The organism is Pseudomonas poae, from assembly GCF_001439785.1.
Taxonomy (GTDB): domain Bacteria; phylum Pseudomonadota; class Gammaproteobacteria; order Pseudomonadales; family Pseudomonadaceae; genus Aquipseudomonas; species Aquipseudomonas poae.
Window position 1 is genome coordinate 94,371 of sequence record NZ_JYLI01000016.1, and the last position, 12,953, is coordinate 107,323.

Annotated in this window: 8 protein-coding genes; 2 read left to right on the top strand and 6 right to left on the bottom strand. The window is 63.5% G+C overall.

Features of this window, described 5'->3' with window-relative positions; all coding sequences use genetic code 11:
- The first annotated feature begins 244 nt into the window (after nucleotides 1-244).
- A complete protein-coding gene (purL, locus tag TU75_RS18875) occupies nucleotides 245-4,141 on the top strand; it encodes a phosphoribosylformylglycinamidine synthase (protein WP_060549743.1) in 3,897 nt (1,298 codons plus the stop codon).
- Between the two features lie 4 nt (nucleotides 4,142-4,145).
- Nucleotides 4,146-4,457 carry a YqfO family protein gene (locus tag TU75_RS18880; protein WP_060549744.1) on the top strand — a complete coding sequence of 104 codons (312 nt, stop codon included), beginning with the start codon at nucleotides 4,146-4,148 and terminating at the stop codon, nucleotides 4,455-4,457.
- 580 nt (nucleotides 4,458-5,037) lie between these two features.
- On the opposite strand, the gene nagE is transcribed toward TU75_RS18880, so the two are convergent.
- The 6 genes from nagE to TU75_RS18915 form a co-directional block, all read right to left on the bottom strand.
- Nucleotides 5,038-6,729, bottom strand: coding sequence for an N-acetylglucosamine-specific PTS transporter subunit IIBC (gene nagE, locus TU75_RS18890; RefSeq protein WP_060549746.1), 1,692 nt, complete (start codon nucleotides 6,727-6,729; stop codon nucleotides 5,038-5,040).
- A gap of 24 nt (nucleotides 6,730-6,753) precedes the next feature.
- Nucleotides 6,754-9,267 (bottom strand): phosphoenolpyruvate--protein phosphotransferase, encoded by a 2,514-nt coding sequence (ptsP, locus tag TU75_RS18895; protein WP_060549747.1) that lies wholly within the window; start codon nucleotides 9,265-9,267, stop codon nucleotides 6,754-6,756.
- A gap of 29 nt (nucleotides 9,268-9,296) precedes the next feature.
- Entirely contained in the window at nucleotides 9,297-10,307 is a 1,011-nt protein-coding gene (locus TU75_RS18900) for an SIS domain-containing protein (RefSeq protein WP_060549748.1), read from the bottom strand.
- Nucleotides 10,300-11,406 (bottom strand): N-acetylglucosamine-6-phosphate deacetylase, encoded by a 1,107-nt coding sequence (gene nagA / locus TU75_RS18905; protein ID WP_060549749.1) that lies wholly within the window; start codon nucleotides 11,404-11,406, stop codon nucleotides 10,300-10,302. The genes TU75_RS18900 and nagA overlap by 8 nt, the downstream gene beginning before the upstream one ends.
- Nucleotides 11,407-11,416: 10 nt before the next feature.
- Entirely contained in the window at nucleotides 11,417-12,175 is a 759-nt protein-coding gene (locus TU75_RS18910) for a GntR family transcriptional regulator (protein WP_003238944.1), read from the bottom strand.
- A gap of 262 nt (nucleotides 12,176-12,437) precedes the next feature.
- Nucleotides 12,438-12,941, bottom strand: a complete 504-nt coding sequence (locus TU75_RS18915) for a L,D-transpeptidase family protein (RefSeq protein ID WP_015372884.1) — start codon at nucleotides 12,939-12,941, stop codon at nucleotides 12,438-12,440.
- Nucleotides 12,942-12,953 lie beyond the last annotated feature (12 nt).

Below are 12,953 nucleotides of genomic sequence, written 5' to 3' on the forward strand. Positions count from 1 at the left end.
CAGCGGCGCACTTGTCTGCTAGCGCCGCGAAAACTGTGCTGCAGCCCGCAGAAACGTGGCTTGGCGCACGATTGTGACGGTTAAAATAACTGCGCCCAACGCCGAGGATTTTGCCCCGATAGGGTGCGACGGCTGCCAACTGACGTCCGGCAACGGCCAGCGGTGCCGTTTCGGGTGCCGTTGGCGAAGGTTTACGCTAGAATGCACGGCCTCAAAGCACACCCCCTCCGAGGCTGTCCCGAAGATGTTGATCCTGCGCGGCGCTCCTGCCCTTTCTGCCTTTCGCCACAGCAAACTCCTTGAGCAACTGAGCCAGAAGGTTCCAGCGGTTACAGGCCTGTATGCTGAATTTGCTCACTTCGCCGATGTGACCGGCGTGTTGACCGCCGACGAACAGCAAGTGCTGGCACGCCTTCTGAAGTACGGTCCCAGCGTTCCCGTTCAAGAGCCCGCGGGCCGCTTGTTCCTGGTTCTGCCGCGGTTCGGCACCATCTCGCCCTGGTCGAGCAAGGCCAGCGACATCGCCCGCAACTGTGGCCTGGACAAAATCCAGCGCCTGGAACGCGGCATCGCCTTCTACGTCGCCGGGCAGTTCAGCGAGGCCGAGGCCGAATTGATCGCCAGCAGCCTGCACGACCGCATGACCCAGATCATCGTCAGCCAGTTGGAACAGGCTGCCGGCCTGTTCAGCCACGCCGAGCCCAAGCCGCTCACCGCGATTGACGTGCTCGGCGGTGGCCGCGCCGCCCTCGAGAAGGCCAACACCGAACTGGGCCTGGCCCTGGCCGAAGACGAGATCGACTACCTGGTCGACGCCTTCACTGGCCTTGCGCGCAACCCCCACGACATCGAACTGATGATGTTCGCCCAGGCCAACTCCGAGCACTGCCGTCACAAGATCTTCAACGCCAGTTGGGACATTGACGGCCAGAGCCAGGAAAAAAGCCTGTTCGGCATGATCAAGAACACCTACGTGATGCACAGCGAAGGCGTGCTGTCGGCTTACAAGGACAACGCCTCGGTGATCGTCGGCTCCGTTGCCGGCCGCTTCTTCCCGGACCCCGAGACCCGCCAGTACGGCGCGGTGCAGGAACCGGTGCACATCCTGATGAAGGTAGAGACCCACAACCACCCGACCGCGATTGCCCCGTTCCCGGGCGCAGCAACCGGTTCGGGCGGTGAAATCCGTGACGAAGGCGCCACCGGCCGTGGCGCCAAGCCAAAGGCGGGCCTCACCGGTTTCACTGTGTCCAACCTGCAGATCCCAGGTTTTGAACAGCCGTGGGAAGTGCCGTACGGCAAGCCTGAGCGCATCGTTACCGCACTCGACATCATGATCGAAGGCCCGCTGGGCGGCGCCGCGTTCAACAACGAATTCGGGCGCCCGGCGCTCACCGGTTACTTCCGTACCTTCGAGCAGTCCATCACCACCCCCCGTGGTGATGAAGTGCGCGGCTACCACAAGCCGATCATGCTGGCTGGCGGCATGGGCAACATCCGTGAAGAGCACGTCAAGAAAGGCGAGATTCTGGTCGGCTCCAAGCTGATCGTGCTCGGCGGCCCGGCCATGCTGATCGGCCTGGGCGGCGGCGCGGCCTCTTCCATGGCCACCGGCACCAGCTCGGCAGACCTGGACTTCGCTTCCGTACAGCGCGAAAACCCCGAGATGGAGCGTCGCTGCCAGGAAGTTATCGACCGTTGCTGGCAGTTGGGTGACAAGAACCCGATCAGCTTCATCCACGACGTCGGCGCCGGCGGTTTGTCCAACGCCTTCCCGGAACTGGTCAACGATGGCGACCGTGGTGGCCGTTTCGAACTGCGCAACATTCCAAACGACGAGCCGGGCATGGCCCCGCACGAAATCTGGAGCAACGAATCCCAGGAACGCTACGTACTCGCCGTCGGCCCTGACGACTTCGCGCGTTTCCAGGCCATCTGCGAACGCGAGCGCTGCCCGTTTGCCGTGGTTGGCGAAGCCACCGCCGAGCCGCAGCTGACCGTGACTGACAGCCACTTCGGCAACAGTCCGGTGGACATGCCGCTGGAAGTGCTGCTGGGCAAAGCCCCGCGCATGCACCGTTCGGCGGTACGTGAAAGCGAGCTGGGCGATGATTTCGACCCAAGCACGCTGGACCTGTCCGATAGCATCGAGCGCGTGCTGCACCACCCGGCCGTGGCGAGCAAAAGCTTTTTGATCACCATCGGCGACCGCACCATCACCGGCCTGGTTGCCCGTGACCAAATGGTCGGCCCATGGCAGGTTCCGGTGGCCGACGTTGCCGTCACCGCCACCAGCTTCGATGTGTACACCGGTGAAGCCATGGCCATGGGCGAGCGCACACCGCTGGCCCTGCTGGACGCCCCGGCGTCGGGCCGCATGGCCATTGGTGAAACCCTCACCAACATCGCCGCCTCGCGCATCGGTAAGTTGTCCGACATCAAACTGTCGGCCAACTGGATGTCGGCCGCTGGCCACCCCGGTGAAGACGCGCGCCTCTACGACACCGTCAAGGCCGTCGGCATGGAGCTGTGCCCGGAACTGGGTATTACCATTCCGGTGGGCAAGGACTCCATGTCCATGGCCACTCGCTGGAACGAAGACGGCACCGACAAGAGCGTCACCTCGCCGCTGTCGCTGATCGTTACCGGTTTTGCGCCGGTCACCGACATCCGCCAGACCCTGACCCCGCAACTGCGCATGGACAAGGGCACCACCGATCTGATCCTGGTCGACCTGGGCCGTGGTCAGAACCGCATGGGCGCCTCGATCCTCGCGCAAACCCACGGCAAGCTCGGCAAACACGCGCCGGACGTGGATGACGCCGAAGACCTCAAAGCCTTCTTCGCCGTGATCCAGGGCCTCAACGCCGATGGCCACCTGCTGGCGTATCACGACCGTTCCGACGGCGGCTTGCTCACCAGCGTCGTGGAAATGGCGTTCGCCGGTCACTGCGGCCTGAACATCGTGCTCGACAGCGTTGCCGAGGATGCCTCTGAAATCAACGGCATCCTGTTCAACGAAGAGCTGGGCGCCGTGATCCAGGTGCGCCAGGACGCGACCCCGGACGTACTCGCCCAATTCAGCGCCGCCGGCCTGGATGACTGCGTGGCGGTGATCGGCCAGCCGATCAACAACGGTGAAGTCAATATCTCGTTCAATGGCGACACCGTATTCTCCGGCCAGCGCCGCCTGCTGCAACGTCAGTGGTCCGAGACCAGCTATCAGATCCAGCGCCTGCGTGATAACGCCGACTGCGCCGAGCAGGAATTCGACGCGATCCTGGAAGAAGACAACCCGGGCCTGAGCACCATGCTCAGCTTCGACGTCAACCAGGACGTGGCCGCGCCCTACATCAAAAAAGGCATCCGCCCTCAGGTTGCCGTGCTGCGTGAGCAGGGCGTCAACGGCCAGGTGGAAATGGCTGCCGCGTTCGACCGTGCTGGCTTCAATGCGATCGACGTGCACATGAGCGATATCCTCGCCGGGCGCGTTGACCTCAATGAGTTCAAAGGCTTGGTCGCCTGTGGCGGTTTCTCCTACGGCGACGTGCTGGGAGCCGGTGAAGGCTGGGCCAAATCGGCCCTGTTCAACAGCCGTGCCCGCGATGCGTTCCAGGGTTTCTTCGAACGCAACGACAGCTTCACCCTGGGCGTGTGCAACGGTTGCCAGATGATGTCCAACCTCAGCGAACTGATCCCCGGCAGCGAGTTCTGGCCGCACTTTGTGCGCAACCGTTCCGAACAGTTCGAAGCGCGCGTTGCCATGGTGCAGGTGCAAGAGTCCAACTCGATCTTCCTGCAGGGCATGGCCGGTTCGCGCATGCCAATCGCCATCGCTCACGGTGAAGGCCACGCCGAATTCAGCAGCGAAGAAGCGCTGCTCGAAGCCGACCTGTCCGGCACCGTCGCCCTGCGTTTCGTCGACAACCACGGTAAGGTCACCGAAGGCTACCCGGCCAACCCGAACGGCTCGCCGCGCGGGATCACCGGCCTTACCAGCCGCGACGGCCGTGTGACCATCATGATGCCGCACCCGGAACGTGTGTTCCGCGCCGTACAGAACTCGTGGCGCCCGGAAGAGTGGGACGTAGACGGCGCGTGGATGCGCATGTTCCGCAACGCCCGCGTTTGGGTGAACTGAGGCCGTGTACAAGCTCGCCTTCTTTGTACCCGCAAGCCACGTGGAGACGGTGAAAACCGCCGTCTTCGCTGCCGGCGGCGGGCGCATCGGCAACTACGACAGCTGCGCCTGGCAAGTACTCGGCCAGGGCCAGTTCCGCGCGTTGGACGCCAGCCAGCCGTTTATCGGGGAGGTCGGCCAGGTTGAAGTGGTTGAAGAATGGAAGGTTGAGCTGGTAGTGGCGGATGAGTTGATCGTGGCTGTTGTGGCTGCGTTGAAGCTGAGCCACCCGTATGAGACACCGGCGTATGAGGTGTGGCAGTTGGCGGATTTTTGATCTGTTGGTTGCATGAATGAGAAACCCGCTGGGCCAGTTTGGCCGGCGGGTTTTTTGTTGGCTGTGAAGGCCTCATCGCGGGCAAGCCCGGCTCCCACAGTTTGAACGTGTTGTCCTGTCATGCATCAATCGACGGTGGGAGCTGGCTTGCCTGCGATGGCAGTGGTGCAGGCACCTCAGACCTTTCCCACAAGCCTTCAGGTTGTCCGTCGGAACTCGCACAACTAACCTTCGCCAGTCACTGCCAATTCAGCGACCGGGACTGCAAGCCCGCCGAAACCTCACCAGTTAGTCACAAGCGCCTTTATAATTGCGGCGCTTTTTCATGGTCGCCATTTATGGCGGCTGTATGTGGGAGACCTTCGGGTCTACCGAGACTTGCTGGTGACTCTCGGTCTTGCAGGCCCGCACACAGCTGCCACCCATCATCTGCAAGTGATGCTGGTAGTTCTTACTTCACACCAGAGGTTTACCATGATCGAAGACAGCCCAAATCCCCCATCTGACTCCCTGCCCACCGACCAAATCTTCACCGTCCTAACCTGCCTGAACAGCGAAACCCTGCTCGCCACAGGGGATATCAGGCGTTGATCGGACGAGTCACCAACCGCTCCAACGCTTCACCCAACCCGGACGCCTTGGCACCCATCAACAGGTGCCAAACACCGCTCTCAAGCTGACTCACACCCTGGCAACCAAGCGTAATGAGCTGAGCTTCAGACAACTGCGAATCATCCCCCAGCTCCACCCGCAACCGCGTCATCGCCACTGCCTCCAGCTGCCGCACATTGGCTCGTCCACCCAGTGCACTCAGCCATTTCTCGGCCTCCTGCACATTCACCGCGGCTGGCTTATCCACAGGCGCAACCGGCGCACTGGCAACAAACGACGGCATCGCCAGGCGAATTTCATCAGCAATGCTGTCAGCCATCGGCCCGACCACCACCTGCAAACTCCCGCCATTACCCGGCCGCACCACCGCCATGGCGCCCAGCGCTTTCAGCTCAGCGTCGACGGCTTTGTTGCGATCGACCATGTCCAGCCGCAGCCGCGTGGTGCAGGCGCCCACACTCAGCAGATTGTCCGCACCGCCCAGGGCCTGGATATAAGCCGTAGCCCGCTGGTTGTCGCTCATCACCTCGGCCTGCACCACCTGGATATCTTCCCGGCCCGGCGTTTTCAGATTGAAACGGCGAATGCAGTAGCTGAACACGCTGTAGTAAATCACCGCATACGCCGCCCCCACCGGGAATATCAGCCAGCCGTTGGTGGACTTGCCCCAACCCAGCACCATGTCGATAAACCCACCGGAGAAGGTAAAGCCCAAGTGGATATTCAGCAGGTTGGTCACGGCCATCGACAGGCCGGTGAGCACCGCGTGGATCAGGTACAGGAACGGCGCCAGAAACATGAATGCAAATTCAATCGGCTCCGTCACCCCGGTGAGGAATGACGTCAGCGCCATCGACAGGAAAATCCCGCCCATCACTTTGCGCCGCTCCGGCAGCGCATTGCGGTACATCGCCAGGCACGCCGCTGGCAGGCCGAACAGCATCACCGGGAACATGCCGGTCATGAACTGGCCGCCTTTGGGATCGCCGGCGAAGTAGCGCGTCAGGTCGCCTGTGACAACTGCGCCGGTGACCGGGTCGGTAAAGGTGCCAAACACGAACCACGCCATATTGTTGAGGATATGGTGCAGCCCGGTGACGATCAGCAGCCGGTTGAACACACCAAACACGAAGGCGCCGAGGCTGCCGCTTTCCATCAGCAACGCGCCGAAGCTGTTGATGCCCTGCTGGATCGGCGGCCAGATCAGCCCAAAGATCACGCCCAGGCCAACCGCGCTGAACCCCGTGACAATCGGCACGAATCGTCGCCCGCCAAAAAAGGCGAGGTACTCCGGCAACTTGATGTCCTTGAAGCGGTTATACAGCGCGCCGGCCATCAAGCCACTGGCGATACCGGCGAGCATACCCATGTTGATGGTGGTGTCCATCACCTTGAGCGTGGAGATCATCACCAGATAACCAATCGCCCCGGCCAGGCCCGCCGTGCCGTTGTTGTCGCGGGCAAAACCCACGGCGATACCGATGGCGAAGATCAGCGCCAGGTTGGCAAAGATCGCTTGCCCGGCATCGTGCATTACCGCGATGTTCAAAAGGTCCGTATCGCCCAGGCGCAGCAATAGGCCGGCAATCGGCAGAATCGCGATCGGCAGCATCAAGGCGCGGCCCAGCCGTTGCAGGCCTTCGATAAAATGTTGATACATGGCGTGTCTCCTTTTTTGTTGTTGTCAGCTCAGCGGCCAGTGGTGTTGACACGCGTGGCGAACTGCCTTGGCGCTGCTCAGGTCGAGCAGGCCCTGGCTCAGTTGCCGGCAATGCGCCGCGTCCAGGTGGCGGACGCGGTCCTTGATTTCGCCGATCTGCAGCGGGCTTACCGACAATTCGCTGACCCCCAGGCCGATAAGCACCGGTGTCGCCAATGGATCGGATGCCAGCGCACCGCACACACCCACCCAACGCCCGTGCGTCGCTGCCCCCGCGCACGTCTGGGCGATCAGCCGCAGCAGGGCCGGGTGCAACGCGTCGACCCGTGCCGCCAGGCCAGCGTGGTCGCGGTCCATGGCCAGGGTGTACTGGGACAGGTCATTGGTGCCGATGGACAAAAAGTCGGCATGCCGCGCGAGCTGCTCGGCCATCAGCGCGGCGGCGGGCACTTCGATCATCACGCCCAGTTCCGGGCGCTGTGTAAGGCCCAGCTCGGCGCACAGTTCATCCAGGCGCTGGCGGATCTGCAGCAATTCATCCACCTCGCTGACCATCGGCAGCAGAATGCGGCAGCGTCCGAGCGGCGATACTTGCAGCAGCGCGCGCAGTTGCTGGTCGAGCACATCGGGGCGCACCTGGGCCAGACGAATACCGCGCAGGCCCAGCACCGGATTGGCTTCGGCGGGGAGTGGCAGGTAGTCGAGCTGCTTGTCGCCGCCCACGTCGATGGTGCGGATGATCACCGATTTATCGCCCATGGCATCCAGCACGGCCTGGTACGCCTGGCGCTGTTCCTGTTGATCCGGCGCGGTGCGGCGGTCGACGAAGAGGAATTCGGTGCGCAGTAGACCCACGCCATCGGCACCGTTTTCGAAGGCCACCTGGGCCTCGGCGCTGGAGGCGACGTTGGCGGCCACTTCAATGCTCACGCCATCGGTGGTGAGGGCCGGCAGTTGAGCCTGAGCCTGTTGCTGCCGGCGACGCAGTTGCTGTGCGTCGCGAATCTGGTGCACCTGGGCATGACGCGCCTCGCTGGGCGCCAGTTCCAGGCGACCGTTGGCGGCGTCCAGCACCACGCGCTGACCCTGGGGCACATCGAGCAGTTCGTTGCCCAACGCCACCACGCAGGGCAGGCCTTTGCCGCGCGCCAAAATAGCTACATGGGAGGTCGCGCCGCCTTCGGCCATGCAGATACCGACGGCCTGTTGCGCGCTCAGTTGCAGCAGGTCCGAGGGCGTCAGCTCATGGGCGCTGACAATCGCTCCCGCCGGTAATTCGACGTGCCAGGCTTCACCGAGCAAGACGCGCAACACGCGCTGTTGCAGGTCGCGCAGGTCATTGGCGCGTTCGGCGAACAACGGTTTGCCCACCGCCAGCAACACCGCGCATTGGGCCTGGATTGCATCGCGCCAGGCATGGGTGGCGGCGCTGCCCTGTTCGATGGGTGCGCTGGCGGCGTCAAGCAACGCCGGGTCTTCCAGCAGGGCCAGGTGGGCGGCGAAGATGTCTTCTTCCTCGGCGTTTTTGCGCTGCCGAGCCAGCGCCAGCGTGTTGCGGATTTCGCCGCGTACCTGCTCCAGTGCTGCGTCCAGACGTTTGAGTTGTTCATCGACGCGATGGCCGCCGGTATCGGCAGGCAGCTCAATACCGCTGAGGCGGATCAACGGCCCGCACACCAGGCCGGGTGCGGCGCACACGCCTTGCAGCACGTCGGCTTCGCTGCTGACCCGGTGTGGCGCGGCGGCAACAGCCTCAGCCTGACGGGCTTCGCTGATCGCCACGGACAGGGCTGCCACCAATGTCTGCAACGCCGCATCGGCATCGTTGCCGTGACAGCTGACGCGCACTTCATCGCCCTCGCCAATGCCCAGGCCCATCAGGCCAATCAGGCTGTCGCAGGCGGCGGATTGACCGGCGAAGTGCAAGTGCGACTGGCTGCTGAAGCCAGCGGCCGTTTTGCGAATCAGCGCCGCCGGGCGCGCATGCAGACCGCCGCGATGGGTAATGCGTACGCTGGCGCTGGCCTCGACGCCGAGGTTATCCACAGTGGCTTCAGCGGAAATTGACGAACGCACAGCGACCCGCATCAATGGCTCGCCAACCTTCACGGTTTTCAATGCACACGGCGCCAGTTCAAAGCGCTCGCTGTTGGTCAGAATGATCGGACTCACCAGGCTCTTGCACCGTCGCGCGATGCGGTCCAGGTCAAAGCGCATCAGCGCTTGCCCGTCGCTCACCTGCGCGCCGTGCTCGACCAGCAGCTCAAAGCCTTCGCCGCCCAGCTCCACGGTGTCGATGCCCAGGTGCATCAGCAATTCGGCGCCGTTTGCCGCGCGAATCGTCAACGCATGCCCGGTGCGGGCGACGTGGATGATGACCCCGTCGCACGGCGCATGCAGGCAGTCATTCAACGGGTCGATGGCGATACCGTCGCCCAGCGCGCCGCTGGCGAACACGTCATCGGGGACGCTGCCCAGGGCCAGCATCGGCCCACTGAGGGGGGCGCTGAGGGTCAAAACATTATTGTTGTTGGACATGGGCACGGTACTCATCAGGAAAACACCACTCAGTGAGTGCGGGTAACTTTGCTCAGGTGACGCGGCTGGTCCGGATCCATGCCCCGTGCTTCAGCGAGGCCTGCGGCCATCACGTAAAAGCTCTGGATGGCCAGGATCGGGTCCAGGCTCGGGTGCTCGGCGCGGCTCAAGGTCAGGTCGCGCTCGATGACATCGTCCGGCGCGGCCAGCAACACCCGAGCGCCGCGTTGGCGCATATCGGCGGCCAGGCTCAGCAGGCCGGCCTGCTCGGCACCGCGCGGGGCGAATACCAGCAGCGGGTAGTTTTCGTCGATCAAGGCCATCGGCCCATGGCGCACTTCGGCGCTGCTGAAGGCTTCGGCCTGGATTGCCGAGGTTTCCTTGAGCTTGAGCGCGGCTTCCTGGGCCACCGCAAATCCGGCGCCACGGCCGATCACCATCAGGCGCTGGCTGTCCTTCAGGGCCTCGATGGCCTGGATCCAATCCTGTGTGGCAGCTGCACGCAACTCATCGGGCAAGGCGCGGCATGCCTGCAGCAAATCGGCTTCCTGGCTCCAGTGCCCGATTAACTGCGCGCTGGCGCTGAGGGTGGCGATAAAGCTTTTGGTCGCCGCCACGCTGAGTTCCGGCCCGGCGCACAGTGGCACGTGGAATTCGCAGGTGGCTTCCAGCGGTGAGTCCTCGGCGTTGACCAGCGAGATACTCAAGGCCCCGCGCTTGCGCAGCAGGCGCAGGCTGTCGACCAAGTCCGGGCTCTGTCCCGATTGCGAGAAGCCGAACGCCACCTGGCCTGTGACCTGCAACGGCGCCTGCAACAGGGTCACCACCGACATCGGCAGCGACGCCACCGGGATGCCCACATGCTGCATGGCGAGGTAGGCGAAGTAGCTGGCGGCATGGTCCGAACTGCCCCGGGCGATGGTCATCGCCACCTGCGGCGGCTGGCGGCGCAGGTGCCCGGCGATGTTCTCCAGTGGCGGGCCGAGCCGTTGCAGTTGTGCGGCGACGGCATCAGCGGAGGCCAAGGCCTCTTCAAGCATTTTTGAAGTCAATGGTTTCTCCTTCGACCATTACGTCGGTGAGGGTCAGGGCGCGGTCCAGGCGCACGCAGTCGGCAAAGCTGCCGGGTTGCAGGCGGCCGCGCTCCGGCAGGCCCAGGTAGTCCGCAGGAAATTGCGACAGGCGTTGTGAGGCTTCGCTGATGGCCAGGCCGATCTTCACCAGGTTGCGCAGCGCCTGGTCCATGGTCAGCGTGCTGCCAGCCAGGGTGCCGTCGGCCAGGCGTACACCGCCCAGGCATTTGGTCACGGTGTGGCTGCCCAGCTTGTATTCGCCGTCGGGCATGCCGGCGGCGGCCGTGGAGTCGGTCACGCAGTACAGGCACGGGATCGAACGCAGGGCCACGCGCATGGCGCCGGGGTGCACATGCAGCAGGTCCGGGATCAGTTCGGCGTATTGGGCGTGGGCCAGCGCGGCGCCGACGATGCCGGGTTCGCGGTGATGCAGCGGGCTCATGGCGTTGTACAAATGGGTGAAGCTGGTGGCGCCGGCTTCGAGGGCGGCCACGCCTTCTTCATAGCTGCCCAGGGTGTGGCCGATCTGCATGCGCACGCCGCGTTCGCTGAGGGCGCGGATCAATGCCGCGTGGCCGGCGATTTCCGGCGCGATGGTGATCACGCGGATCGGCGCCAGGGCCAGGTAAGCCTCCACTTCGGCCATCAAGGCGGTGTGGGCGAAGTTGGGCTGGGCGCCGAGTTTGCCCGGGTTGATGTAGGGGCCTTCCAGGTGGACGCCAAGCACCCGCGCGCTGCCGGATGGGCGTTGCTTGCAGAAGGTGCCGAGCTGGCCGAGTACGCGGGAAATTTCCTCCACCGGCGCGGTCATGGTGGTGGCCAGTAATGAGGTGGTGCCGAAGCGCACGTGGGTGCGGGTGATGGTCTCGAAGGCTTGGGCGCCTTCCATGATGTCGGCACCGCCACCGCCGTGCACATGCAGGTCGATAAAGCCCGGCAGCAGGTAAGGCAAGTCGTTGTCGGCCGGATCGCAGGGCGTGCCTTGGATGGCGCTCACGCGGCCGTTTTCGTGCACCAGGCGGCCGCGAATCCAGCCGTGGGGTGTGAGGATATTGTCTTCGGACATGGGCAGTTCTCTAGAGCCGCAGCTCAGCGGAGTAGTCATGGCGGCGCAGCTCTGCGACAAAGTCGTAGTAGTCGTTGCGGCAGTAGGTGTCGGTGATCTCAATCGGCGTGTTGTCGGCGGTATAGCCGACACGGGACATCAGCAGCATGGCGGTGCCGGGGGCGATGCCCACGAGGGCGGCGAACTCGTCCGACGCGTTGATCGCCTGCACGTGCTGCAGGGCGCGCACAATGGGCTTGCCGATGCCTTCCAGGTATTCGTAGAGCGAATTGCCCAATGCCTGCGGCTGCGGCAGCACCGAGGCGGGTAGGGTGGTCATTTCGATGGCCATGACCGTGTCATCGGCTTTGCGCAAACGCTTGAGGCGCGCGACCTTGTCGGTGGGCGACAGGGCGAGACGGATCAGCTCTTCGTGGGTTGGCGGGGTGATATCGCGCTCCAGCCAATGCGAGCTGGGCACAAACCCCTTGAGGCGCAGCATTTCGCTGAAGCCCGAGAGGCGCGACAGCGGTTGTTCCAGGCGTGGCGTGATAAAGGTGCCGGAGCCCTGGCTGCGGCGGATCAGGCCCTGGGAAAACAGCACTTGCAGGGCTTTGCGTGCGGTGACCCGCGAGATACTCAATTGCTCGCTGAGTACGCGCTCGGAAGGCAAGGCCTGCTCCGATTTCCACTCGCCGGCATGGATGGCCGCTTCCAGGTTGCGGGCCAGCTGCAGGTACAGCGGCGTGGATTGTGTGTCGTCGGGGCGCAAGGCCAGGATGGGGTTCATGAGTGAGTGTCCGATGCGTTATTTGGAATGTTGTCGCCCGGTATTGGCCGGAAGCTAATACCACTTAGATACCATGTCAATGCACCCAAAATCGTGCAGGCGGCGGTTTCAAGGCCCTGTATTGGGGCCTGGTATCAAGTGGTATTAGAGAGGTCTTTATGGCGCGCAGAACGGCGCAAGCCCGCGCGGTGAACTGGTATTCACCTGCAGGCGCTGCCAGGGGCGGGAATTTATTTCGAATTATTTTACGAGCGGTTGAGGATCAGGGGCGGATCTCGATCAGGGTGCCGTCCTTGACCAGGTTCCATACCTCGCGCATGTCGACATTGCGCATGCCGATGCAGCCATCGGTCCAGTCCAGGGTGTGGAACCACTGCTCCGGGTAGTCTTCGGTGTCGGGTGTGCCGTGGATCATGATCATGCTGCCCGGCTTCACGCCTTCGCGGCGGGCGCGGGCGGCGTCGCTGATATTGGGGTAGGAAATGTGCATGGCCAGGTTGTAGCGATCGCTGACCTTGCGCCAGTCGAGCCAGTAAAAGCCTTCCGGCGTGCGGCGGTCGCCCTCGATCAGCTTGTGGCCCTTGGGGTTCTTGCCCAGGGAGATGCGGTAGGTCTTGAGGGGCTTGCCGTCGTTGATCAACTGCAATTGGTGGGCAGATTTAAGCACCAGGACTTTTTCCACCGGTTTGCCGCCCAGGGTTTCCAGGGTGGACGCCGGCGACAGCGTGGCGAACGACAGGCAGAGCAGAGCAAGCAACCAACGCATTGACACGATTTC

Bases quoted from the DNA above. Each gene is read 5' to 3' on its own strand.
- purL (WP_060549743.1), top strand. From the start codon at position 245: ATGTTGATCCTGCGCGGCGCTCCTGCCCTTTCTGCCTTTCGCCACAGC.
- nagE (WP_060549746.1), bottom strand. From the start codon at position 6,729: ATGTATCAACATTTTATCGAAGGCCTGCAACGGCTGGGCCGCGCCTTG.
- ptsP (WP_060549747.1), bottom strand. From the start codon at position 9,267: ATGTCCAACAACAATAATGTTTTGACCCTCAGCGCCCCCCTCAGTGGG.
- TU75_RS18900 (WP_060549748.1), bottom strand. From the start codon at position 10,307: ATGCTTGAAGAGGCCTTGGCCTCCGCTGATGCCGTCGCCGCACAACTG.
- nagA (WP_060549749.1), bottom strand. From the start codon at position 11,406: ATGTCCGAAGACAATATCCTCACACCCCACGGCTGGATTCGCGGCCGC.
- TU75_RS18910 (WP_003238944.1), bottom strand. From the start codon at position 12,175: ATGAACCCCATCCTGGCCTTGCGCCCCGACGACACACAATCCACGCCG.
- TU75_RS18915 (WP_015372884.1), bottom strand. From the start codon at position 12,941: ATGCGTTGGTTGCTTGCTCTGCTCTGCCTGTCGTTCGCCACGCTGTCG.